Source organism: Blastococcus capsensis (genome assembly GCF_030165005.1).
In the GTDB taxonomy this organism is placed as follows: Bacteria; Actinomycetota; Actinomycetes; order Mycobacteriales; family Geodermatophilaceae; genus Blastococcus; species Blastococcus capsensis.
In genome coordinates this window covers 197,287-220,472 of record NZ_JASNNW010000006.1, presented here as the reverse complement: position 1 = coordinate 220,472, position 23,186 = coordinate 197,287, and the positions used below count along the sequence as shown (strand labels likewise).

The window sequence follows — 23,186 nt, the reverse complement described above, 5'->3', positions numbered from 1 at the left end:
TCGACTCACTGGAGCGCTCCCTCGATCAGGACGACGTCGACCTCGGCGCCGGCGGGCAGTTCGGTCACGTCCTCGGGGACGACGACCAAGCAGTTCGCGCGCGCCAGGTGCGCGACCAGGTGCGAGCCGGGGCCGCCGACCTGGGACACCACTCCGCCGTCGTAGCGGCCGCGCAGGAACTGGCGGCGGCCGGCGGGGGAGCGCAGCGGGCCGGCGAGCCGGGCGGGCACCCGCAGCCGGTCGGGGAACGCGTGCCCGAGGGCGCGGCGCAGGGCCGGGCGGACGAAGACCTCGAAAGACACGAACGCGCTCACCGGGTTCCCGGGCAGCGTGACCACCGGGACGCCCTCGACGGTCCCGGCCCCCTGCGGTCCGCCGGGCTGCATGGCCACCTTGCCGAAGTCGACGGTGCCCAGCGTCCGGAACGCGTCCTTCACCACCTCGTACGCGCCGGCGCTCACGCCCCCGCTGGTGACGAGCAGGTCGGCCGTCGCCAGTTCCGCCCGCACCGTGGCGAGGAACTGGTCGACGTCGTCGGGCACGAAGTGCAGCCGGCGCGGGATGCCGCCGGCCTCGTCGACGGCCGCGGCCAGCAGGGTGGAGTTGGACTCGTAGATCTGCCCGGGGGCGAGCTCCTCCCCGGGGGCGACGAGCTCGCTGCCCGTGGAGAGGACCAGCACGCGGGGACGGCGGCGGACCGGCAGCCGGGTGATCCCCACGGCGGCGGCCAGTCCCAGCTGCGACGCCCCGAGCGGCGCACCCGCGACCAGTGCGACGGTGCCCGCGGCGATGTCCTCACCGGCGCGACGCAGATGGCTCCCGGCGGGCGGGCAGTCGCGCAGTTCCACGACGTCCGTGCCGCCGTCGGTGAGCTCCACGGGGACGACGACGTCGGCCCCCGGGGGCAGCGGTGCGCCGGTCATGATGCGGTGCACGGTGCCCGGCTCCAGCGGGACGACGTCGGACCGCCCGGCGGGGATGTCCTCGGCCACCCGCAAGCGCACGGGGGAGTCCGCGGCGCGGCCCACCTCGGCCCAGCGGGCGGCGTAGCCGTCCATCGCCGAGTTGTCGAAGCCGGGCAGCGGCACCCGGGCGACGACGTCGCGGGCGAGCACCCGCCCGTGCGCCGCGGCGAGCGGCACCGTCTCCTCCGGGGATGCGGGCAGCAAGGCGTTCACGACCGCCTGGTGTTCCTCGACCGTGCGCACGGGGCACATCCTCGCTGATCGGGGGCCGGGGCGTCGCCGGCGGGAACCGGGAGGGCACCGATGGCCGGCGTGACCGTGCTGGGGCAGGTCGGTCGGGACCTCGTGCTGCGGGTGCCGGAGCTGCCCGCCCCCGGGGGCGCGGTCGCCGCCGGCGAGCGGCGGGAGATCCTCGGCGGCAAGGGTGCCAACCAGGCCGTGGCCCTGAGCCAGCTGGGCGTCCCGGTGGCCCTGGTGGGGGTCGTGGGGGACGACGACGCCGGCCGCAGTGCGCTGGCGCAGGCGGCCGCGGACGGGATCGACGTCTCCGGGGTGGTGCGCCGGGGTGCTGCGACCGCCCTGCTGCTGGACCTCGTGGCGGACGGCGGCCGCCGCCGGCTGGTCGAGGACGTGCCGCCCGACGTGCTCCTGACCGCCGCCGACGTGGCGGCAGCCGACGCACAGCTGGCGGCGTGCCAGGTGCTGAGCCTCCAGCTCCAGCAGCCCGGCGCGGCGGTGCGTGCCGCGCTGGAGCGGGCGCCGCGCCCGGCGCTCGTGGTGGCCGACGGGGCTCCCGCGGACGCCGGCACCCGGACCGCGGTGCTGGCACGCGCCGACGTCATCCGGGCCGACGCTGCGGAGGCGGCGCAGCTGATCGGCAGGGACCTGCCGGGCGTCGAGGAAGCCCGCGAGGCCGCGGCCGAGCTGCTGACCCGGGGCCCGCGACTGGTCGCGCTCTCGGTGGGTGGGGACGGCGACCTCGTGGCGTGGCGGGCGGGCGCGCGGCCGGGCGGAGCCGCCGCGGCGTGGGAGGCCGATCCCCGGTGGGCCGACGGCGAGGTTCTCGTCCCTCTGCTGGGGGATGCGCCGGTCGATCCCACGGGCGCCGGGGACGTGTGGGTCGCCGCGCTCGTCGCGACCCTCCTGGGTGGAGCCGGCCCCGAGGACGCCGCCTGGGTGGCGGCGGCGGCCGCGGCAGCCACGGTCGCCCACGCCGGCGGGCGCCCCGATCTGGACCCCGCGGCACTGGGGGAGGAGGTCCGGAGGCATCGGCCGGGGTGAGGTCCGGTTATGGTCCGGTCGTGGCTGAGATCGACCGGATGCTCGAGGCGAACCAGCAGTGGGCGCAGGAGGCCCCGCAGGGGCTCCAGGCGCGCCCCCTCCGGGCGGTCGCCGTCGTGACCTGCATGGACGCGCGAATGGACGTCTACCGCCTTCTCGGACTTCAGCCCGGCGATGCCCACGTCCTCCGCAACGCCGGAGGGGTGGTCACCGACGACACCCTCCGGTCGCTGACCATCTCCCAGCACCTGCTCGGCACCCGTGAGGTGGTGCTCGTCCACCACACCCGCTGCGGCATGCAGGGCGCTGACGAGGCCGCCTTCCTGGCGCGCGTCGAGCAGGCCACCGGGGCCCGGCCGACCTGGCCGGTGCAGGCGTTCGCCGACGTCGACGAGGACGTCCGCGAGTCGATCCGGGTGCTGCGGGCGTGCCCGTACCTGCTGTCCCACGATGTCCGCGGTGCCGTGTACGACGTGGATACCGGGCGGCTGCGCGAGGTGCGCGAGGACGCGTAGCGGTCCGCGGAGGTGGGAGGGCTCCCTGGCCCGTCCCGCGCCCGGGATGCGGTGTGCCGCCTGCTGGTATCGTGACCGGCTGGCGCGCGCAAGCCGGCTGGTGCCCGCGCGTCGTTGCTGTCTCCCGTGCTCGGTGAGGCGATCCCACCAGCCATCCCGACGACGACGGAGGACACGAGCGCCGTGCGCACGTACACCCCCAAGCCCGGCGAGGTAGCCCGGGCGTGGCACGTCATCGACGCCACTGACGTGGTGCTCGGTCGACTGGCCAGCCAGACCGCGCAGCTCCTGCGCGGCAAGCACAAGCCCCAGTACGCCCCGCACGTGGACGTCGGCGACTTCGTCGTCATCGTCAACGCAGGCAAGGTCGCCCTGACCGGTTCCAAGCGGGACGACAAGGTCGCCTACCGGCACTCCGGTCACCCGGGTGGTCTCAAGACCATCAACGTGGGCGACCAGTTGCGCACGCACCCCGACCGCGTCATCGAGCGCGCGATCAAGGGGATGCTGCCGCACAACACCCTCGGGCGGCAGATGCTCAAGAAGCTCAAGGTCTACGCCGGCCCGGAGCACCCGCACGCTGCGCAGCAGCCCCAGACCTACGAGATCAAGCAGGTGGCTCAGTGACTGAGCTTGCGAAGTCACCGATGAGCACAGCACCGTCGGTCACGACGCCGACGAGCGCCAGCGAGGAGAGCAAGTGACCAGCGCACTGACCGTGACCGACGCCGAGGGGCGTCCGGTGCAGACCGTCGGCCGGCGCAAGGAGGCCGTCGTCCGCGTGCGGCTGCTGCCCGGCACCGGCCAGTTCACCCTGAACGGCCGCACCCTGGAGCAGTACTTCCCGAACAAGGTGCACCAGCAGCTCATCCGTGAGCCGTTCGTGACCCTGGAGAAGGCCGAGCAGTACGACGTCGTCGGCCTGCTCAAGGGCGGCGGCGTGACCGGCCAGGCCGGCGCGCTGCGCCTGGCCATCGCCCGCGCCCTCATCGAGGTCGAGGCCGAGGACCGCCCGGCCCTCAAGAAGGCCGGCTTCCTCACCCGTGACGCGCGGGTCAAGGAGCGCAAGAAGTACGGGCTCAAGAAGGCCCGCAAGGCGCCTCAGTACTCCAAGCGCTGACCGGCACGTCCGTGGGTCGCCTCTTCGGGACCGACGGCGTCCGGGGTCGGGCCAACTCCGACCTCACGCCGGAGCTGGCCCTCACGGTGGCACGTGCCGCCGCCAGCGTGCTCGCCGACCGCGACGGGACCTCGCGTCCCGTCGCGGTCGTCGGCCGCGATCCCCGTGCCAGCGGGGAGATGCTGGAGGCCGCGGTCATCGCGGGCCTCACGAGCGCCGGCGCCGAGGTGCTCCTGGCCGGGGTGGTCCCCACGCCGGCACTTGCCTATCTCACCGCCCGGAGCGGCGCCGATCTCGGCATCATGATCTCGGCCAGCCACAACCCGATGCCCGACAACGGCATCAAGTTGTTCAGCCGGGGCGGGCACAAGCTGCCCGACGCCGTCGAGGCCGCCGTCGAGCAGACCGTGACCTCCGGCTCCTCCGACGCGCACCGTCCCACCGGGGCCGGGATCGGCCGGGTCCGGGCCCTCGTCGACGGCACCGACGCCTACGTCGAGCACCTGCTGACCACCGTCGACCGGCCCCTGAACGGCCTGACCGTGGTCGTCGACGCGGCCCACGGCGCGGCCGCCACCGCGGCACCGGAGGTGTACCGCCGCGCCGGGGCCACGGTGCACGCCATCGGCTGCGCCCCCGACGGCTGGAACATCAACGACGGGATCGGCTCCACGCACCTGGGCCCGCTCATCGAGGCGGTCCGGGAACGGGGCGCCGACATCGGCATCGCGCACGACGGCGACGCCGACCGCTGCCTGGCCGTGACCGCCACGGGTGAGGTCGTCGACGGCGACGCCATCCTCGCGGTCTGCGCGCTCGCGCTGCACGAGCGGGGCGCGCTGAAGTCCGACGCTGTCGTGGCGACGGTGATGAGCAACCTGGGCTTCCACCACACCATGCGCGACGCGGGGATCTCCGTGCACACGACCGCCGTCGGCGACCGGTACGTGCTGGAAGCCCTGCGGGCCCAGGATTTCAGCCTGGGCGGCGAGCAGAGCGGGCACCTGGTGTTCCTGGAGCACGCCACCACCGGGGACGGCCTGCTCACCGGGCTGGCCCTGCTGTCGCGGATGGCCGCGACCGGCACCTCGCTGGCCGAGCTGGCCTCCGTCGTCCAGCGGCTTCCGCAGGTGCTGATCAACGTGCCGGTCCACGACCGGCTCGCAGTGGCCGCGAGCGACGACGTCGCCGCCGCCGTCAACGCGGTGGCGGCCGAGCTGGGCGACTCCGGCCGGGTCCTGCTGCGCCCCTCGGGCACCGAGCAGCTGGTGCGGGTCATGATCGAGGCGCCCACCCAGGAGCAGGCCGACGCGATGGCCCAGGGTCTGGCGACGGTGGTCGCGAACGTCCGCTGACCCCGACGGGCGGATGGCCGTACCGCGAGGTGGGACTGCTGGTTCCCACGTGACAGCGGGCGGCCAGTGGTGACGGTGCCCTGCGGATGAGGACCGTGTTGTAGACGGATCGGTCCGCCACTGCCGGTAGCCTGAGTCAAATGTGCGGCATCGTGGGATACGTGGGCCCGCAGGACGCCCGGGACGTCGTCCTGGCAGGTCTGCGTCGACTGGAGTACCGGGGCTACGACTCGGCTGGCATCGCCGTCGTCGCCGACGGTGAGCTGAGCTCGGCCAAGAAGGCCGGCAAGCTGGCCAACCTGGAGAAGGTCCTGGCCGAGGAGCCGCTGCCCGAGGCGACGGTCGGCATCGGGCACACCCGGTGGGCCACCCACGGCGGTCCGACCGACCGGAACGCGCACCCGCACCTGTCCGCGGACGGCTCGGTGGCGGTGATCCACAACGGGATCATCGAGAACTTCGCCTCCCTGCGTGCCGAGTGCGAGACGGCCGGCGTGGAGTTCACCTCCGAGACCGACACCGAGGTGGTCGCCCACCTGCTGGCCGCGGTGTACGAGTCCACCCCCGAGGGCGAGGGCCGGCTGGCCGAGACCATGCGGGGTGTCTGCCAGCGGCTGGAGGGCGCGTTCACCCTCGTCGCCACGCACGTCGCCGAGCCCGACACCCTCGTCGCCGCCCGTCGCAGCAGCCCGCTCGTGGTGGGCATCGGAGAGACGGCCGACGGTACTGCTGAGTATTTTCTCGGCTCCGACGTCGCCGCTTTCATCGGGCACACCCGCGAGGCCCGCGAGCTCGGGCAGGACCAGGTCGTCGAGATCGACCGCACCCGCGGCCTGGCAGTCACCGGCTTCGATGGCACGCCGGCCGAGCCCACCGCCTACACGGTCGACTGGGACGCCGCCGCCGCCGAGAAGGGTGGCTACGACTGGTTCATGCTCAAGGAGATCGCCGAGCAGCCCCAGGCGATCGCCGACACGCTGCTGGGCCGGCTGGGTGAGGACGGCGAGCTGGTCCTCGACGAGGTCCGGCTGTCGGACCAGGAACTGCGCGACATCGACAAGATCTTCGTCGTCTCCTGCGGCACCTCCTACCACGCCGGGCTGATCGCGAAGTACGCCATCGAGCACTGGACCCGCATCCCCGTCGAGGTCGAGGTCGCCAGCGAGTTCCGCTACCGCGATCCCGTCCTGGACCGCTCGACGCTGGTGGTCGTCATCAGCCAGTCCGGCGAGACCATGGACACCCTCATGGCGCTGCGGCACGCCAAGGACCAGAAGGCCCGGGTCCTGGCGATCTGCAACGCCAACGGATCCACCATCCCGCGGGAGTCCGACGCCGTCCTCTACACCCACGCGGGCCCGGAGATCGCGGTCGCGTCGACCAAGGCGTTCCTCGCCCAGATCGTGGCCTGCTACCTGGTGGGCCTCTTCCTGGCACAGGTGCGCGGGGTGAAGTACGAGGACGAGATCGCTGCGATCGTCGACGACCTCCGGCAGCTGCCCGACGCCGTGGCGCGGGTGCTGGAGAACATGGAGCCGGTGCGTGAGCTCGCCCGGTCGCTGGCCGACGCGAACACGATCCTCTTCCTCGGCCGGCACGTCGGTTTCCCGGTCGCCCTGGAGGGCGCGCTGAAGCTCAAGGAGCTGGCCTACATCCACGCCGAGGGGTTCGCGGCCGGCGAGCTCAAGCACGGGCCGATCGCGGTCATCGACCAGGGCACCCCGGTGGTCGTCGTCGTGCCGTCGCCGCGCAGCCGCAACTCGGTGCACGGCAAGGTCGTCTCGAACATCCAGGAGGTGCGGGCCCGCGGGGCGCGCACGATCGTGATCGCCGAGGAGGGCGACGACGACGTCGTCCCCTACGCCGACCACCTCATCCGGGTGCCGCGCACGCCGACCTTGCTCGCGCCGGTGGTCACCACCGTGCCGCTGCAGATCCTGGCCTGCGAGATCGCCGACACGCGTGGCTACGACGTCGACCAGCCGCGGAACCTGGCCAAGAGCGTCACCGTCGAGTGACGGCCTCGTGAGCATCGCAGCGAGCGCCAGCGAGCGAGGAGCGGAGCGAGGCCGGAACCGACGCAGGGGCACCGTCGAGTCACGGCCTCGTGAGCATCGCAGCGAGCGCCAGCGAGCGAGGATTGGAGCGAGGCCGGAACCGACGCAGGGGCACCGTCGAGTAGGGCCGCGGCGCGGGCCGGGGTCATGCCCCGTCGTCGTCGGTCGCCCGGACGGCGATGAGCGCGATGTCATCGCGGCCGTCGGGCGTCATCCAGGCGAGGACCGCGTCGCAGAGAGCCTCCAGCGGCAGGCGCCGCAGTGCCGTGACCGTGTCCCGGAGGCGGCTGAGCCCGGTGTCGAGGTCCTCGTCACGCCGCTCCACGAGCCCGTCGGTGTAGAGCAGCAGCGTGTCACCTGGTGCCAGGTCGAGCTGGTGGTCGGTGCGGGGCCGGTCGTCGTCCGGTGCATCGAGGTCCAGCCCCAGAGCCCGGCCGGGCCGGCTGTCCAGCAGCGTGACGACGCCGTCGGCAGACACGAGCACGGGCGGCGGATGCCCGGCCGAGGCCCAGGCCACCCGTCGGCTCCCGTCGGGTCGGGAGGCGTCGAACGGCGCTACCTGCGCGAGGAGCGCGGTGGCGAACACCGACACCCCGAGGGTGCGCGTGGCGGCGTCGACCGTCGCGAGCACGCCGGACGGGGGCTGGCCACCGCCGTGCCCGGCCATCCGGAGCATCGTGCGCAGCTGCCCCATGGCTGCGGCGGCGTCGATGTCGTGCCCGGCGACGTCGCCGATGACGACGGCGGTGGTGCCGTGCGCGTCGATGTAGGCGTCGTACCAGTCGCCTCCGACCAGCTGCGCGCTGGCGGCGGGCTGGTAGCGGGAGGCGACGTGCAGGTGAGGGGGCCGGGGCAGCAGCCCCGGCAGCAGGGACTGCTGGAGACGTAGCGACAGGGTGCGCTCCTGGTCGTAGGCCAGCGCGTTGTCGATGGCCAGGGCGGCGCGGTCCGCGATCGCCTCGATGAGCTCCACGTCGCCGTCCTCGTAGGCCGGGGAACCGGCCACCCGGACGACGCTCAGCACGGCGATCAGCTGGTTGCGGGCCCGCAGCGGAACGGTGACGCTGTGCACCGCCCGGAGGGCGCGGACCCCGTCCTGCTGCGCGGCGATCAGCCCCGTGGTGGAGGTGGTCAGGTCCGTCAGGACCTCTGTCCGGCCGGTGGCGGCGACACGACCCGGCCCGTGGGTCTCGCCCACCCGGCGCTCCCGTACGCGCACGTACTCCTCCAGCCGTTCCTGCTCGGCCGGGTCGCCGTGGAGGACGGCCTGAGGGGTGATCGAGCCGTCGCCGGGGATCGAGTAGATGAAGGCGTACTGACCGAGCGTGGGAACGGCGAGGTGGACCACCGCCTGCCAGATGGCGTCCAGGTCGAGCCCCGCGACGAGCAGTTCACCGATGCAGGCGAGGAGTTCGGCGCGGGCACGGTCCTGCTCGGCCTGCGCCGTCGCCTCCTCGGCCATGCGCGCGGCCTCGGCCGCCGTGGTGGCGGCGGCGCGCAGCGCCACCTCGCGGGTCGCGATCGCCGCCAGGCTCGCCAGGATCTGGACCTCGTCGTCGGTCCAGTGCCGGACGACGGTGTCCACCACGCACAACGTGCCGAGGACGTGGCCGTCCGGGTCGTGGACCGGGTAGCCGGCCCACGCGACGACGCCCATGGAGACGATCGACGGGTTGTCCCTGGTCCGCTCGTCCACCCGGACGTCGGGGAGCACCAGCGGCTCGCGGGTCTCGACCACGTACTGGCAGAAGGACTCCTCCAGGGCGTTCTGCCGGGGGCCGCCCTCGGCGATGCCCAGGCAGGCCATCCAGAACGACCGCCGGTCGTCCACGACCGTCAGGAACGCGAACGGCGCACGGAGCAGCTGCCGGGCGAGGGCGGCCAGTCGGTCGAACGCCTCCTCGCTCTCGGCGTCGAGCAGGCCGGCGGCCTCGACGGCGGCCAGGCGGGCCGGCGCGCGCACGTACTCGTACACCTGTCGTCCTCCGATCCGAGCCCGCCCAGGCCGCCGCCCACTCTCGCACGTCCGTCGGGAACGGCACAGCGTCCCTCCGGCGCCGTGGCCCGCCGGCGGCCGAGCCGGGACGGCGGGCCGGGCGGCGGCGGGGCAGACTGGCCAGCGTGATCATCGGGGTCGGGATCGACGTCGTGCCGGTCGAGCGCTTCGCGCGGTCGCTCACCCGCACACCGGGGCTGCGGGACCGGCTGTTCACCGCGGCCGAGCAGTGCACGCCGTCGGGTGGTCCGCGCACCGGTGAGTCGCTGGCCGCCCGGTTCGCGGCGAAGGAAGCACTGGCCAAGGCGCTCGGTGCGCCGGGCGACCTGCGCTGGCACGACGCCGAGGTCACCGTCGGCGAGCGCGGCCGCCCGCACCTGGAGGTACGGGGCTCCGTGGCCGGGCGGGCGGCTCAGCTGGGCGTCACGTCCTGGCACGTCTCCCTCAGCCACGACGGGGGCATCGCCTCCGCCGTCGTCGTCGCCGAGGGCCTGGGCCGGGAGACCACATGACCGAGCCTGCGAGGTCGTGCAGGCGCAGAGCACCGCGACCGATCACGGATCTGACGAGCGCCGGCGAGGAGGAGACGTGATCGGGCTGTTCACGGCGGCGGAGATCCGCGCGGCGGAGGCCCCGCTGCTGGCAGCGCTGCCGGACGGCGCCCTGATGCAGCGCGCGGCGACCGGGCTGGCCACCGTCTGCCTGCGCCTGCTCGGCCGCTCCTACGGCGCCCGCGTCACCGCCCTGGTGGGCTCGGGCGCCAACGGCGGTGACGCACTGTTCGCCGGAGCGCGACTGGCCGCCCGCGGCACGCACGTCACCGCCGTCCTGCTGGCTCCCGCGCGGGCTCACGAGGCGGGGCTGACGGCGTTCCGGCGGGCCGGTGGCCGCACGGTCGCCCTCGAGGCGGCCGGGCCCGTCCTCGACCGCACCGACCTCGTGCTCGACGGGGTCGTCGGGATCGGTGGCTCCGGCAGGCTGCGGCCGGACGCCGCCGCGCTGGTGGACCGGGCTGCCGCGGGACCGGCGCTGATGGTGGCCGTGGACGTGCCCAGCGGGGTGGACGCCGACACGGGCGCGGTCGACGGGGCAGCCTTCCCCGCCACGCACACCGTGACCTTCGGGGCGGTCAAGGCGGGACTGGTCGTAGGGGAGGGGCGCGGCTCCGCCGGCGAGGTGCACCTCATCGACATCGGCCTGGACGAGCACCTGCCGGCCCCCTCCGCGTGGCAGCTCGCCGACGCGGACGCCGCGGCCCGGCTGCCGAGCCCGGACGCCGACGACGACAAGTACACCCAGGGCGTGGTCGGGATCGTCGCCGGATCGGCCACCTATCCCGGCGCCGGCGTGCTGTGCACCGGAGCCGCGCTGCGCACCCGCCCCGGGCTGGTGCGCTACGCCGGGACGGCCGCCGACGGGGTGCGCGCCGCGTGGCCCGAGGCGATCGTCACCGACGGCCGGCCCGGCGATGCCGGCCGGGTGCAGGCGTGGGTGGTGGGCCCGGGCATGGGCACCGATGACGACGCCCGCAGCGTGCTGGCCGAGGTCCTGGCCACCGATCTGCCGGTGCTCGTGGACGCCGACGCGCTGACGATGCTGGCCCGCGAACCGGATCTCCTCCGCGGCCGTTCCGGGCCGACCGTGCTGACCCCGCACGACCGGGAGTTCGCGCGGTTCGGATACGAGGTGGGCCCCGACCGCCTCGGTGCCGCCCGCCGGCTGGCGGCCGACCTGGGCGCCGTCGTCCTGCTCAAGGGCGAGGCGACCGTCGTCGCCGACCCCGGTGGCGCCGCCTTCGTCAACGCCACCGGCACGCCGTGGCTCGCAACGGCCGGCACCGGTGACGTCCTGTCGGGGATCACCGGCGCCCTGCTGGCCACGGGGCTGCCGGCCGTGGAGGCGGCGGCCGTGGCCGCGCACGTGCACGGCCGGGCCGGCCAGGTCGCCGCGGCGCGGGGCCCCTTCGTGGCCGGCGACGTGGTGCGCCACCTCCCCGAGGCGATCAGCCGGGTGCGCGGGGCCCGGCCGGACGGCCTGCCAGACTCGGGGCCGTGACCAACGGGACCGGGGCCGAGGTGGTGGTCGACCTCGACGCGATCGCGGCGAACACCGCGGTGCTGCGCGAACGGGTCGCCCGCCCGCTGATGGCGGTGGTGAAGGCCGACGGCTACGGCCACGGCCTGGTGCCGGCCGCGCGCGCGGCGCTGGCCGGGGGAGCCGACCAGCTCGGCGTCGCCGTGCTGCACGAGGCGCTGGCGCTGCGCGCCGCCGGGGTGACGGCGCCGGTGCTGGCCTGGCTGCACGGCCCCGGCGCCGACTTCACCGCCGCGCTCGCCGCGGACGTCGAGGTGTCGGTCAACGCGGCGTGGGGGCTGGCCGAGGTGGTCGCCGCCGCCCGGGCCACCGGCCGCACCGCCCGGCTGCACCTGTGCGTCGACACCGGGCTCTCCCGCGAAGGCGCGACCGTCGCCGAGTGGCCGCAACTGGTCGCCGCGGCGGCGCGGGCCCAGGCCGACGGCGACGTCGAGGTCGCCGGGCTGTGGAGCCACATGGCCTACGCCGACTCCCCGACGCACCCCACCATCGGCGCGCAGGTGCGGGTGTTCGAGGAGGCGGTCGCGGTCGCGCGCGCCGCCGGCCTCACCGGCGCCCGCCGGCACCTGGCCAACTCCGCGGCCACCGTGGCGCTGCCGGAGACCTGGTACGACATGGTGCGCCCGGGCATCGCCGTCTACGGGCTGGACCCACTCGGCGGGGACGCCGCCGCCTCCGGCCTCCGGCCGGCGATGACGGTGCGGGCCGCCGTCGCGCTGGCCAAGCGCGTGCCGGCCGGGGCCGGCGTGTCCTACGGGCACACGTACTCGACGGCCGCCGGCACCACGCTGGCGCTGGTGCCGGTCGGCTACGCCGACGGCGTGCCTCGGGCCGGTGGCAACCGGGCGCCGGTCCTCGCCGCCGGCGCCCGGCGGACGATCGCCGGGCGGGTCTGCATGGACCAGTTCGTCCTGGACGTCGGGGACGACCCGGTGGCGCCCGGGGACGAGGTGGTCCTGTGGGGCCCGGGCGACCGGGGGGAGCCGACCGCCCAGGACTGGGCCGATGCGGTCGACACCATCCACTACGAGCTGGTCACCCGGATCGGCGGCCGGTTCACCCGGCGGTACGTCGGCTCCGCGGGGGCGGTCTGATGGCGCGGAAGCAGCCGCCGCCGACCAGGCATCCCCGCGGGGTCACCGCCGGCCTCGTCGGTGCGGTCGTCGGGCTGGCCGCTGCCGGTACCGCCGCGGGGGTGGCCGTGAGCCGGATCGCCGCACGGCGGGTGCGTGCCGCGGAGCTGGGGCCGGCCGCCGAGCTGCCGTCCGGTCCGTCCGAGGGGCGGTTGCGCCAGGTCGACCCGCTCGGCGCCGAGGCCCGTCCCGCCGACCGCACCGCCCTGGTCGAGGCCGACGACGGGGTGCTCCTCTCGGTGGAGGAGATCGGACCGCGGGACGCCCCCCTGACGGTCGTCTTCGTGCACGGCTACACGCTGTCGATGGCCTCCTGGACCTTCCAGCGACGCACGCTGGCCGCGGAGCTGGCGACCGAGAACGGGCACCGGCCGCAGGCGCGGCTGGTGTTCTACGACCAGCGGGGACACGGCTCCTCGGGCCGGGGCGCCGCCGCGCGCTCCACGATCGAGCAGCTGGCCGCCGACCTCGAGACGGTCCTGGACGCCCGCGCGCCGCGGGGACCGGTCGTGCTGGTCGGCCACTCCATGGGCGGCATGACCATCATGGGGCTGGCCGCCGCACGTCCCGAGCTGTTCGGTACCCGCGTCGTCGGGTCCGCCCTGCTGTCCACCTCCAGCGGCAACCTCGCCGAGCTGAGGTTCGGGCTGCCGGAGATGCTCACCCGGCTGCGCGCCGCGGTCCTCCCCGTCGCCGCCTGGACGATGCGGCACCGGCCGACGATCGCCGAGCGCACCCGGCGGATCGCCGCCGACCTGGTGTCGGCCGCGACCAAGGCGTTGTCCTTCGGCTCGGCCGACGTCGACCCGGCGCTGGTCCGCTACGTCGACGCGATGATCGCCGGTACGCCGGTCGACGTCATCGCGGAGTTCTACCCGGCCCTGGCCGGCCTGGACGAGACCGGCCGCCTGGAGCCGCTGGGTCAGGTGCCCACGCTCGTGCTCACCGGCGACCGGGACACGATGATCCCCAAGGAGCACAGCGAGCTGATCGTCGAGCGCCTGGCGCACTCCGGCGAGAACGCCGTCGAGCACGTCGTCGTCCCCGGCGCCGGCCACATGGTGCTGCTCGAGGCGCCGGACGAGGTCAGCAGCGCGCTGACCCGGCTGCTCCGCCGGGTCGTGGCCGGTCGGACGGCGAGCGCACGCGGTTAGGGTGCGGTGGTGGCCGCACCCCGTCCGCCCCGGTTCGACGCCGCCGCCGAAGAGGTCGCGCGGACGGCCGCGGCCGCCCCGGACTGGCCGTCCCTCGCCCGGTCCGCGAGCGGGTGCCTGGCCTGCCCGGAGCTGGCGGCGACGCGCCGGCACGTCGTCGTCGGCGACGTGCCCGTGTCGGGGAGGCCGCTCGTGGCGATCGTCGGAGAGGCTCCCGGGGCCACGGAGGACGAGACCGGCCGGCCGTTCGTCGGCCGGAGCGGCGCGCTGCTGGACCAGCTGCTGGCCGAGGCCGGACTGGACCGTGGGCAGGCCGCCGTCCTCAACGTGGTGAAGTGCCGTCCGCCGGGCAACCGGACGCCGAAGGCCGACGAGGTGGCCCGCTGCAGCGGATGGCTGCGCCGTCAGCTGCAGCTGCTCGATCCGCCGGCGGTGATCGCGCTCGGGCTCTCGGCCGCGAAGTGGTTCCTCGGCCCGCGCACGGTGCTCGCCCGCGCGCGGGAGCAGGGGCCCGTGCCCTGGGAGGGACGCGGCCTGTACGTGACCTACCACCCGTCGGCGGCCATCCGGTTCGGTCCGAACGGCGCCCCACGGGCCGCGCTGGCCGCTGACCTGCGCCAGGTCGCGTACCTGGTCGGCGCCCGGGAGGCGCGGTGAAGCGGGAGCACGTGCTGCCGACGCTCGCCGACACCCACGCCCTGGGCCGCGCGCTGGCCGCGCTGGCGCGGCCGGGGGACCTGCTGGTGCTCGTCGGGCCGCTGGGTGCGGGCAAGACCGCCCTCACCCAGGGGATCGGGGCCGGGCTCGGCGTCCGCGAGCCGGTCACCTCGCCGACCTTCGTCATCGCCCGGGTGCACCGCGACGGGCGCATCCCGCTCGTGCACGTCGACGCCTACCGGCTCGGCGGGCACGCCGACGTCGACGACCTGGATCTCGACGCCTCCACCGACGAGTCGCTCACCGTGGTGGAGTGGGGGCGGGGGCTCGTGGAGCAGCTGGCCGACGAACACCTCGAGGTGCGGCTGGACCGGCGCGACGACGACGTCCGGACGGCGCTGCTCGTGCCCTCCGGTCCGGGCTGGGAGCAGCGGATCGACGGCTGAGGTGGCACCGGCTCGGGCAGACGGCGCTACAGAACGGTGAGCAGCTCGACGTCCCGATTGCCGGCCAGCGAGGCGAGCCCCGCGTCGAAGGTGACCAGCCGGACGCCTCGGCGGCGGGCGAGCGTCAGCAGATGCGCATCGGTCACCTGGCGGTGCCCGCTCGTCGCCGGCACGTCGGTATCGACGATCGATACGTCGTCGACCAGGAACCGGTGGTCGCCTGCGCTGCGCAGTCCGGCAAGGACGTTTCGAGCGGCAGCAGGAGCCAGCGGGCTGGGCAGCACCGTGGGGTTGGAGGAGATCCGCACGAAGCCGCTCTCGGTGATCGGGCAGGTGGCCCAGCCCGACGATCGGTGGGCGGCGAACCAGTTCCGGATCGCGACATGGTGGACGTGCGAGTCCCACGCCAGCGCGACCAGCGCGTTGACGTCGAGGAGTCCCACGGTCGGTCAGGCCTCCTCGAGGGCCCGGGCCACCATCCCCGGGGTGATGGGGGGAGTCCCGTTCGGCACGCGGATCACCGGTAGCCCGTCCTCGCTCTCCACCCGGGCCGGCGTCAGCCCTCGGCGGGCGAGCTCGGAGATGACCGCACCGAGAGAGCGGCGCTCACCAGCGGCGAGCTCCCGAGCCGCAGCGACGACGTCGTCATCGATATCCAGGGTGGTGCGCACCGCGTGATGTTAACGCATCAGCGCATCAATCGACGTCGCCGTCCACGGCCAACCGTGTCCCACTACCCTGAGCGTCCGTGCTGGTCCTCGCGCTCGACACCGCCACCCCGAGGCTCGTCGCCGGGCTGGCGCGCTGGTCGGCCGACGGCGGCACCTCGGTGCTCGCCGAGCGCGCCGTCCCGTCGGGGACGAGGCACGCCGAGCTGCTGGCGCCGGCCATCGAGGGCGTGCTCGCCGACGCCGGCGTCGCGCTCGGTGCGGTGGAGGCGGTCGTCACCGGCCTCGGCCCCGGACCGTTCACCGGGCTGCGGGTCGGCGTCGTCACCGCGGCCGCTCTCGCCGACGCCCGGGGGATCCCCGTCGTCGGGGTCTGCTCGCTCGATGCCGTCGGCTCCGCTGCCCGCACAGTCATCACCGATGCCCGGCGCAAGGAGGTCTACTGGGCCACCTACGACGCCGACGGGATGCGCACCGACGGGCCCTCGGTCGTCCGGCCCGAGGAGCTCCGGCTGCCCGGTCCGTTCAGCGGCGACCCGGCCTTCGCCGAGCGGCTCGGCGCGCCGGTGACCCCGGCCGACGTCACCACCACGGGGCTGCTGCGCGCCGCGGCCCCGCAGCTGGCCGATCCAGGGTCGGCGGCACCGCTGGTGCCGCTGTACCTGCGGCGTCCCGACGCCGTGCCGCCGACGTCGATCAAGCCGGTGACGCGGTGACCCGGCTGCGGCCGATGGCGCTCGCCGACCTGCCGCGGGTGATGGAGCTCGAGGAGGAGCTCTTCGCGCCCGACACCTGGACCGCGGCGATGTACCGCGACGAGCTCTCGCAGACCGGCACCCGGCACTACCTCGTGGCCGAGGACGACGAGGCCGTCGTGGGCTACGCCGGCCTGATCGCCTACGACGACGAGGCGCACGTGGCCACGATCGGGGTCGCGGCCGCCCGGCAGGGCGAGGGGATCGGGGCCTTGCTGCTGGACGCGCTGCTGGCCGAGGCCGACCGCCGCTCGCCGGTGGTGCTGCTGGAGGTGCGGGCGGACAACGAGACGGCGCAGGGCCTCTACCGGCGGCGCGGCTTCGCCGAGGTCGGCCGCCGGCGCGGCTACTACCAGCCGAGCGGTACCGACGCGGTCGTGATGAGACGGGAGCGGACAGGGGCGTGAGCATCGCAGCGAGGAACGAGCGAGGAGCGGAGCGCCCCGCGGGAGCGACCGACAGCAGGGAGCGGACAGGGGCGTGAGCATCGCAGCGAGGAACGAGCGAGGAGCGGAGCGCCCCGCGGGAGCGACCGACAGCAGGGAACGGACACATGCCTGACCAACCGATCGTCCTGGGCTTCGAGACCTCGTGCGACGAGACCGGCGTGGGCATCGTCCAGGGCCACACGCTGCTCGCCGACGCGCTGGCGACCTCGGTGGCCGAGCACGAGCGCTTCGGCGGAGTCGTCCCCGAGATCGCCTCCCGCGCACACCTGGAGGCGATGGTGCCGACGGTGCACCGGGCGCTCGCCGACGCCGGGATCGCCGCCTCCGACGTCGACGCCGTCGCCGTCACCTCCGGTCCGGGCCTCACCGGCGCACTGCTGGTGGGGGTGGCGGCGGCCAAGGCCTACGCGCTGGCGCTGGGCAAGCCGCTGTACGGGGTCAACCACCTGGCCGCGCACGTCGCCGTCGACGAGCTGCAGCACGGCCCGCTGGCCGAGCCCTCCATCGCGATGCTGGTGTCCGGCGGGCACAGCTCGCTGCTGCTGGTGCCCGACCTGGCGCAGGAGGTGCAGTCCCTCGGACGCACGATCGACGACGCCGCGGGGGAGGCCTTCGACAAGGTCGCCCGCGTGCTGGGGCTGCCCTTCCCCGGCGGCCCGCCGATCGACCGGGCCGCGCGCGACGGCGACCCGTCGGCGATCGCCTTCCCACGCGGCCTCACCGGCCCCCGCGACCCGGCCTACGACTTCTCCTTCTCCGGGCTGAAGACCGCCGTCGCGCGCTGGGTGGAAGCCCGCGAGCGCTCCGGCGAGCCGGTCCCGGTCGCCGACGTCGCTGCCTCGTTCCAGGAGGCCGTCGCCGACGTCCTCACCGCCAAGGCGGTGCGCGCCTGCAAGGACCGCGGCGTCGACCACCTGGTGCTCGGTGGGGGAGTGGCGGCCAACTCGCGGCTGCGGGCGCTGGCCGAGGAGCGGTGCGCCGAGGCCGGCATCGTGCTGCGGGTGCCCAGCCCGCGGTTGTGCACCGACAACGGGGCGATGGTCGCCGCGCTCGGCTCGCGGCTGGTCGCCGCCGGCGTCGCGCCGTCGGGGCCCGACCTGGGCGCGGACAGCTCCCTGCCGATCGACGTCATCAGTAGAAGGACCCCGTCCCCCTCATCCCTCGCCAGCTCGGGGTGAGCCTCCGGACGGGGCCGAACAGACCAGCGCGGTCGGGGCGCCGGCGACGCGGGTGACGACGACGGTGGCCGTCCGCGCGCCGTCGCCGCGGAGCCGGCGGGCCAACGTCTCCGGCTCGATGGCCGAGCCGCGCTTCTTCACCACCACCCGGCCGACCCCGCGCTCGCGCAGCAGCGCCTTGAGCTTCTTGAGGTTGAACGGCAGCACCTCGTCGACGCGGTAGGAGCTGACCCAGGGTGTGCCCGCGCGGGCGTCGGAGGTCAGGTAGGCGATCGTGGGATCGACCAGCGTCGCGTCGAGGTCCGCGGCCACCAGTGACACCAGCCCGGAACGGATGACCGCCGGGTCCGGCTCGTGCAGCCAGCTGCGCACCGGTCCCGCCGTCGCCGGTCCGGGATCGGCATCCGCGGTCATCTCGTGCACCTCGCCGTCGTGCACCAGGGTGGCCCGCCGCCAGGTCGAGGAGACCGCGCGGCCCCACAGCAGTGCCTCGACGATCGAGCCGCCGACCGAGACCCATTCGGCCTCGACGCCGTCGGGCACCCGGTCGTGGTCGAGCCCGGGGGCCACCTTCACCACGCAGGTCGGCATCCGGTCCAGCAGCAGGGCGACCGTCGACCACGGGGGTGACCAGCGGTCGGGGTCCAGCTGGCGGCGTCCGCCGGCGCGGCGGGCGGGGTCGAGGACGGCGGCGCCGCATCCGGCCACCTCGCCCCCCCGGGCGGCGGCGACCAGCTCGACGGCGTCCCCGGCGACCACCCAGACGTCGTCGGCGACGCCGAGGGCCTCGGCGTTGGCGGCGGTCAGCTCGCGAGCGACCGGGTCGACGTCGACGGCCAGCACGCGGGCCCCGGCCCGGGCGAGGGCCACGGTGTCGGTGCCCGAGGCGCAGCCCAGATCGGCCACCGAGTCCGCGCCCCCGGCCAGCAGCCGGGCGGCCCGGCGCTCGGCGAGCCGGGGGCGCCCGGCCTGCTCGAGGGTGTCGGCGGTGAAGAACAGGACGTCGGCGTCCGCGCCGAACACCGGCCGCGCCCGCGCCCGGAGCCGGGCCAGCTCCCACGCCGCACCGGCGTTGTCCGCCCCCACCTCGGCGCGCAGCCGGCCCAGGCCGGGGAGCAGGTCGGTCCCGTCGCCCTGCAGCCGCGCCGCCAGCGCGACCGCAGCCGCCCCCTCGGGACCCAGCAGCCAGGCGAGCCGGGGCAGGAGGACGTTCTCCGGGAAGTCGGGGGCCACCGGCCAAGCGTGGCGCACGGGCCGGGCCGCCCCGACGTCACCCACCCCGGGGGACCAGGTTGAGCGGCTGGCACTCTCCTGGGTAGAGTGCCAAAGCGACACGGGCAGGCGCCCGACCCCCGCGACGGCGGGTGCCCGGTTCCCGTGCCACAGCATCGAAGAATCCCTGCCGTCCTACACCGAAGGGGGCGTCACCGACGTGACGACCGCTACCAAGGTCAGCATCAAGCCGCTGGAAGACCGCGTCGTGGTCCAGGCCAACGAGGCCGAGACCACCACCGCCTCCGGTCTGGTCATCCCGGACACCGCCAAGGAGAAGCCCCAGGAGGGCACCGTCGTCGCCGTCGGCCCCGGCCGCATCGACGACAACGGCAACCGCGTTCCGCTCGACGTGAACGTCGGCGACGTGGTCATCTACTCCAAGTACGGCGGCACCGAGGTCAAGTACTCCGGCGAGGAGTACCTGGTGCTCTCCGCCCGCGACCTGCTCGCCGTCGTGGAGAAGTAGAAGGACCCCGTCGCCCCCCACCGCTCGCTCCGCTCGCCGCGGGGCCCTGCGACGGGGCCGTTCCATTGCGTCACCTGACCGCCCCGGGCGACCCGATTCCTCGGGTCCCGGGGCGGTCGTCTTCGTCCTGCACCACCTGACCGGAAGGTCCCTCATGGCCAAGATCATCAAGTTCAACGAGGACGCCCGCCGAGCCCTCGAGCGCGGTGTCGACAAGCTCGCCGACGCGGTGCGCGTGACGATCGGCCCGCGTGGCCGCAACGTCGTCATCGACAAGAAGTTCGGTGCACCGACGATCACCAACGACGGCGTCACCATCGCCCGCGAGGTCGACCTCGAGGACCCGTACGAGAACCTCGGCGCCCAGCTGGCCAAGAGTGTCGCGACGAAGACCAACGACGTCGCCGGTGACGGCACCACCACCGCCACCGTGCTCGCCCAGGCGCTGGTGCACGAAGGCATGCGCAACGTCGCCGCCGGCGCCAGCCCGGTGGCGCTGGGCCGGGGCATGCGGGCCGCCCTCGACGCGGTGCACGCCGCGCTCGACGCCGCCGCCATCCCGGTGGAGAAGCGCGAGGCCATCGCGGGCGTCGCCACCATCTCCGCCCAGGACGCCGAGGTCGGCGAGCTGATCGGCGAGGCGATGGAGCGCGTCGGCAAGGACGGCGTCATCACCGTCGAGGAGAGCAACACCCTGCACACCGATCTCGACGTCACCGAGGGCGTCCAGTTCGACAAGGGCTACCTCTCGCCGTACTTCGTCACCGACCAGGAGGCCATGGAAGCCGTCCTGGACGACGCCCTCGTGCTGCTGGTCAGCGGCAAGGTCGGTGCGCTGGCCGATCTCCTCCCGCTGCTGGAGAAGGTGCTGTCGACCGGCGGCCGCCCGCTGCTGATCGTCGCCGAGGACGTGGAGGGCGAGGCGCTGTCCACCCTCGTCGTGAACTCCATCCGCAAGACGGTCAAGGTCGCCGCGGTGAAGTCGCCCTTCTTCGGTGACCGCCGTAAGGCGTTCATGACCGACCTCGCCGTCGTCACCGGCGGCCAGGTGGTCAGCGAGGACGTCGGTCTCAAGCTCGACCAGGTCGGCCTCGAGGTGCTGGGCACCGCCCGCCGGGTCACCGTCACCAAGGACGCCACCACGATCGTCGACGGCGGCGGCACCTCGGAGGCCATCGGCGACCGCGTGGCGCAGATACGCCGGGAGATCGAGGCCACCGACTCCGACTGGGACCGCGAGAAGCTCCAGGAGCGGCTGGCCAAGCTCGCCGGCGGCATCGGTGTCATCCGGGTCGGTGCGGCCACCGAGGTCGAGCTCAAGGAGCGCAAGCACCGCATCGAGGACGCCATCGCCGCCACCCGTGCCGCGGTGGAGGAGGGCGTCATCCCCGGCGGTGGCTCCGCGCTCGTGCACGCCGCCGCGGCGGTCGACGCGCTGTCGCTGGAGGGCGACGAGCTCACCGGTGCCCGCGCCGTCCGCACGGCCCTGGACGCCCCGGCGGTGCAGATCGCCGAGAACGCCGGGTTCGAGGGCCGCGTCGTGGTCAGCAAGGTGCGCGAGCTGGGCGCCGGTCAGGGCTTCAACGCCGCGACCGGTGAGTACGGCGACCTCGCCGAGCAGGGCGTCATCGACCCCGTCAAGGTCACCAAGGCCGCGCTGGGCAACGCCGTCTCCATCGCCGCGATGGTGCTCACCACCGACTCCGCGGTGGTGGAGAAGCCCGAGGAGGAGGACGACCACGCGGGCGGCGGGCACCACACGCACGGCCACTCGCACGGCGGGCACGGCCACAGCCACTGAGCTGACCCGCCGCATCGCCATGATCAGGTGACTCGGGCTCAGGGGGTGGTCGCAACACCCTGACTGAGCTGGGGGTCAGGGCATGGCGCGTCCTCCCTGACCGTCCACGGCGAGGGAGGACGCGTCACGGTGGGGGAGGACGCCACCGCGTACCGCGCACACGAGAGGGCCCGGTCCAGGATTCCTGGACCGGGCCCTCTCGGCGTTCGTGGGGTGGTACTACACCCCGGCGGCGACGGCAGCGGGTTCGGCCGCGATCAGCCGGGCCCGCTCCTCCTCGCTCATCCCGCCCCAGACGCCGTACGGCTCACGGACGGCGAGGGCGTGCTTGAGGCACGCATCGACGACCGGGCACCGCGCGCACACGGCCTTGGCCGCGGTCTGCCGCCGCGCCCGGGCCGGCCCGCGCTCGCCGTCGGGGTGGAAGAAGAGGGACGTGTTCTCGCCACGGCACGCGCCGTGGAGCTGCCAGTCCCAGACCTCGGCGACGGGCGTCGGGAGTCTGCGGATGTCGGCCATGTCTCCTCCAGGACTCGATCGAGCCGGAGGGGGCTGTCCGGCTGCAAGGGCCGGTGCCCTCGCCGTCCGACCGCCAAACACCGCCGATTCGCAACTTTTCGCCGGCGTGCAGTCCGTCACCACCGTTTCGGGCCGCTCACCCCCGGGGGTGAGAGCGTCTGTCGGAGCGTCCGCAACTCGATCAAGGTTGCTCCAGGCCGCGCCGACGTCCGGGAGGGGGAGACACCCGGACGCGTCGCAGGACCTGCGCAGAGGTGGAGGGCCCCGGGCGGGGCCCTCCACCCGAGCGACACGCGGCCGGGCTCATCCCGGCCGGTGGGGGACCCGGCCACGAGCCGGGAGGAGCGAGGAGCAGGCGTGATCGAGGACAGGATGCGTGCCCCGGTGCAGGGCGCGATCGTGTGGGTCTACGACGAGCGACGGCGGGTCCGTGACGACGTCGCCTCACGGCTGGTCGCGCTTCCCTTCGTCGGTCGGGTCGAGGTCGTCGGCGACGCGCAGTCGCTGGCGTCGCGCCTCGCGACCCGGACGCCCGACGTCCTCGTCGTCGGCACCCAGCGGGCCGTCGACACCGGCCTGTCGGCCGCGACGCAGGCGCTGCGGACGCACCCCGGCCTGCCGGTCCTCGTCCTCGGTGCGCCCGACGACGCCGACAGCGTCCGGGCCGCCGTCGCCTTCGGCGCCCGGGGCTACCTGCGCTGGGACGCCACCGCCATCGAGATGGGCCTGGGCCTCTCCCGCGTGGGCCTGCGTGCCGACGGCCGCATCCCGGTGCAGCAGGCGTCCACGCCGGCGTGGAGCGGTGCCGCCCCGCTGGCCGGCTCGGCGCCCACCACGGTGCGCTCGACCGTCCGCGACGCCGCCCCGACCGTGGCGCTGTCCATGCGCGAGATGCAGGTGCTCACCGGCATGAGCCAGGGGAAGAGCAACGCGCAGATCGGCCGCGAGCTCTACCTGTCCGAGGACACGATCAAGACCCACGCCCGGCGGCTGTTCCGCAAGCTGGGAGCGAAGGACCGCGCCGAGGCGGTCGCGACGGGCTTCCGCCGCGGCATCATGCAATGACATTGCGATCCTCCGGATCGCACCGCGGCCAGGTGCCGTTCCCCAGCTGCGCTCAGCGCGTCCGTCATGCCTGCGCGGGACCCTCCGGGCCCCACTCGGCGCGACCAGGCACATCGGCTCACCGGCCACTGGCCGTTCCCCGGCGGCGCTCAGCGCGTCCGTCATGCCTGCGCGGGACCCTCCGGGCCCCACTCGGCCTGACCGAGCCCGCGTTCCTCCCGAGCTGAGGTGAGCCGC

General features: G+C 74.7%; 24 protein-coding genes. 18 read left to right on the top strand and 6 right to left on the bottom strand.

Going from position 1 to position 23,186, the window contains the following annotated elements; all coding sequences use genetic code 11:
* Positions 1 to 5: 5 nt before the first annotated feature.
* The gene (moeA, locus tag QOZ86_RS07055) at positions 6 to 1,217 is read right to left on the bottom strand and encodes a molybdopterin molybdotransferase MoeA (protein WP_284491259.1); all 1,212 of its coding nucleotides are present in this window, start codon (positions 1,215 to 1,217) and stop codon (positions 6 to 8) included.
* Positions 1,218 to 1,268: 51 nt separating this feature from the next.
* Between moeA and QOZ86_RS07050 the strand changes: the two genes are divergently transcribed.
* The 6 genes from QOZ86_RS07050 to glmS all read left to right on the top strand — a co-directional run bounded on the left by QOZ86_RS07050 (position 1,269) and on the right by glmS (position 7,254).
* Positions 1,269 to 2,246 (top strand): PfkB family carbohydrate kinase, encoded by a 978-nt coding sequence (locus QOZ86_RS07050; protein ID WP_284491258.1) that lies wholly within the window; start codon positions 1,269 to 1,271, stop codon positions 2,244 to 2,246.
* A gap of 20 nt (positions 2,247 to 2,266) precedes the next feature.
* Positions 2,267 to 2,761: a beta-class carbonic anhydrase gene (locus QOZ86_RS07045; protein ID WP_284491257.1), complete on the top strand. Its 495-nt coding sequence runs from the start codon at positions 2,267 to 2,269 to the stop codon at positions 2,759 to 2,761.
* Positions 2,762 to 2,944: 183 nt separating this feature from the next.
* Complete coding sequence (rplM, locus tag QOZ86_RS07040) at positions 2,945 to 3,388, top strand: 50S ribosomal protein L13 (protein ID WP_014377954.1); 444 nt, start codon at positions 2,945 to 2,947, stop codon at positions 3,386 to 3,388.
* Positions 3,389 to 3,461: 73 nt separating this feature from the next.
* A complete protein-coding gene (gene rpsI / locus QOZ86_RS07035; protein WP_348637950.1) occupies positions 3,462 to 3,881 on the top strand; it encodes a 30S ribosomal protein S9 in 420 nt (139 codons plus the stop codon).
* A gap of 11 nt (positions 3,882 to 3,892) precedes the next feature.
* Positions 3,893 to 5,236: a phosphoglucosamine mutase gene (gene glmM / locus QOZ86_RS07030; protein WP_284491256.1), complete on the top strand. Its 1,344-nt coding sequence runs from the start codon at positions 3,893 to 3,895 to the stop codon at positions 5,234 to 5,236.
* A gap of 140 nt (positions 5,237 to 5,376) precedes the next feature.
* Entirely contained in the window at positions 5,377 to 7,254 is a 1,878-nt protein-coding gene (gene glmS / locus QOZ86_RS07025; protein WP_284491255.1) for a glutamine--fructose-6-phosphate transaminase (isomerizing), read from the top strand.
* Positions 7,255 to 7,438: 184 nt separating this feature from the next.
* Here glmS and QOZ86_RS07020 read toward each other — a convergent pair whose 3' ends face one another.
* Positions 7,439 to 9,268 carry a GAF domain-containing SpoIIE family protein phosphatase gene (locus QOZ86_RS07020; RefSeq protein ID WP_284491254.1) on the bottom strand — a complete coding sequence of 610 codons (1,830 nt, stop codon included), beginning with the start codon at positions 9,266 to 9,268 and terminating at the stop codon, positions 7,439 to 7,441.
* Between the two features lie 146 nt (positions 9,269 to 9,414).
* On the opposite strand from QOZ86_RS07020, the gene QOZ86_RS07015 reads away from it, so the two are divergent.
* The 6 genes from QOZ86_RS07015 to tsaE all read left to right on the top strand — a co-directional run bounded on the left by QOZ86_RS07015 (position 9,415) and on the right by tsaE (position 14,773).
* Complete coding sequence (locus tag QOZ86_RS07015; RefSeq protein WP_284491253.1) at positions 9,415 to 9,801, top strand: holo-ACP synthase; 387 nt, start codon at positions 9,415 to 9,417, stop codon at positions 9,799 to 9,801.
* 76 nt (positions 9,802 to 9,877) lie between these two features.
* Entirely contained in the window at positions 9,878 to 11,344 is a 1,467-nt protein-coding gene (locus QOZ86_RS07010) for an NAD(P)H-hydrate dehydratase (RefSeq protein WP_284491252.1), read from the top strand.
* A complete protein-coding gene (gene alr, locus QOZ86_RS07005) occupies positions 11,341 to 12,477 on the top strand; it encodes an alanine racemase (protein WP_284491251.1) in 1,137 nt (378 codons plus the stop codon). Before QOZ86_RS07010 ends, alr begins: the two co-directional genes overlap by 4 nt.
* Entirely contained in the window at positions 12,477 to 13,670 is a 1,194-nt protein-coding gene (locus tag QOZ86_RS07000) for an alpha/beta fold hydrolase (RefSeq protein WP_284491250.1), read from the top strand. Before alr ends, QOZ86_RS07000 begins: the two co-directional genes overlap by 1 nt.
* A 9-nt stretch (positions 13,671 to 13,679) precedes the next feature.
* Positions 13,680 to 14,327, top strand: coding sequence for a uracil-DNA glycosylase (locus tag QOZ86_RS06995; protein ID WP_284491249.1), 648 nt, complete (start codon positions 13,680 to 13,682; stop codon positions 14,325 to 14,327).
* Complete coding sequence (gene tsaE, locus QOZ86_RS06990; RefSeq protein WP_284491248.1) at positions 14,324 to 14,773, top strand: tRNA (adenosine(37)-N6)-threonylcarbamoyltransferase complex ATPase subunit type 1 TsaE; 450 nt, start codon at positions 14,324 to 14,326, stop codon at positions 14,771 to 14,773. Before QOZ86_RS06995 ends, tsaE begins: the two co-directional genes overlap by 4 nt.
* Positions 14,774 to 14,799: 26 nt before the next feature.
* Here the strand turns inward: tsaE and QOZ86_RS06985 are convergent, their stop codons facing one another.
* Complete coding sequence (locus QOZ86_RS06985) at positions 14,800 to 15,216, bottom strand: TA system VapC family ribonuclease toxin (protein WP_284491247.1); 417 nt, start codon at positions 15,214 to 15,216, stop codon at positions 14,800 to 14,802.
* Positions 15,217 to 15,222: 6 nt separating this feature from the next.
* The gene (locus QOZ86_RS06980; protein WP_284491246.1) at positions 15,223 to 15,444 is read right to left on the bottom strand and encodes an antitoxin; all 222 of its coding nucleotides are present in this window, start codon (positions 15,442 to 15,444) and stop codon (positions 15,223 to 15,225) included.
* 77 nt (positions 15,445 to 15,521) lie between these two features.
* Here QOZ86_RS06980 and tsaB point away from each other — a divergent pair, with 77 nt between their 5' ends.
* The 3 genes from tsaB (at position 15,522) to tsaD (ending at position 17,823) form a co-directional block, all read left to right on the top strand.
* A complete protein-coding gene (gene tsaB, locus QOZ86_RS06975) occupies positions 15,522 to 16,157 on the top strand; it encodes a tRNA (adenosine(37)-N6)-threonylcarbamoyltransferase complex dimerization subunit type 1 TsaB (protein ID WP_284491245.1) in 636 nt (211 codons plus the stop codon).
* A complete protein-coding gene (gene rimI, locus QOZ86_RS06970; protein WP_284491244.1) occupies positions 16,154 to 16,603 on the top strand; it encodes a ribosomal protein S18-alanine N-acetyltransferase in 450 nt (149 codons plus the stop codon). Before tsaB ends, rimI begins: the two co-directional genes overlap by 4 nt.
* Before the next feature lie 146 nt (positions 16,604 to 16,749).
* Complete coding sequence (gene tsaD, locus QOZ86_RS06965; RefSeq protein WP_284491243.1) at positions 16,750 to 17,823, top strand: tRNA (adenosine(37)-N6)-threonylcarbamoyltransferase complex transferase subunit TsaD; 1,074 nt, start codon at positions 16,750 to 16,752, stop codon at positions 17,821 to 17,823.
* On the opposite strand, the gene QOZ86_RS06960 is transcribed toward tsaD, so the two are convergent.
* Positions 17,800 to 19,056, bottom strand: a complete 1,257-nt coding sequence (locus tag QOZ86_RS06960) for a class I SAM-dependent methyltransferase (RefSeq protein WP_284491242.1) — start codon at positions 19,054 to 19,056, stop codon at positions 17,800 to 17,802. The genes tsaD and QOZ86_RS06960 overlap by 24 nt on opposite strands.
* A 199-nt stretch (positions 19,057 to 19,255) precedes the next feature.
* Between QOZ86_RS06960 and groES the strand changes: the two genes are divergently transcribed.
* Together groES and groL are read left to right on the top strand one after the other, a co-directional pair.
* Entirely contained in the window at positions 19,256 to 19,564 is a 309-nt protein-coding gene (gene groES / locus QOZ86_RS06955; RefSeq protein WP_092194970.1) for a co-chaperone GroES, read from the top strand.
* A 154-nt stretch (positions 19,565 to 19,718) separates the two neighbouring features.
* A complete protein-coding gene (gene groL / locus QOZ86_RS06950; RefSeq protein ID WP_284491241.1) occupies positions 19,719 to 21,365 on the top strand; it encodes a chaperonin GroEL in 1,647 nt (548 codons plus the stop codon).
* A gap of 219 nt (positions 21,366 to 21,584) precedes the next feature.
* Here groL and QOZ86_RS06945 read toward each other — a convergent pair whose 3' ends face one another.
* Positions 21,585 to 21,884, bottom strand: a complete 300-nt coding sequence (locus QOZ86_RS06945) for a WhiB family transcriptional regulator (protein WP_014377936.1) — start codon at positions 21,882 to 21,884, stop codon at positions 21,585 to 21,587.
* A 357-nt stretch (positions 21,885 to 22,241) separates the two neighbouring features.
* On the opposite strand from QOZ86_RS06945, the gene QOZ86_RS06940 reads away from it, so the two are divergent.
* The gene (locus QOZ86_RS06940) at positions 22,242 to 22,949 is read left to right on the top strand and encodes a response regulator transcription factor (RefSeq protein ID WP_284491240.1); all 708 of its coding nucleotides are present in this window, start codon (positions 22,242 to 22,244) and stop codon (positions 22,947 to 22,949) included.
* The last annotated feature ends 237 nt before the right edge of the window (positions 22,950 to 23,186 follow it).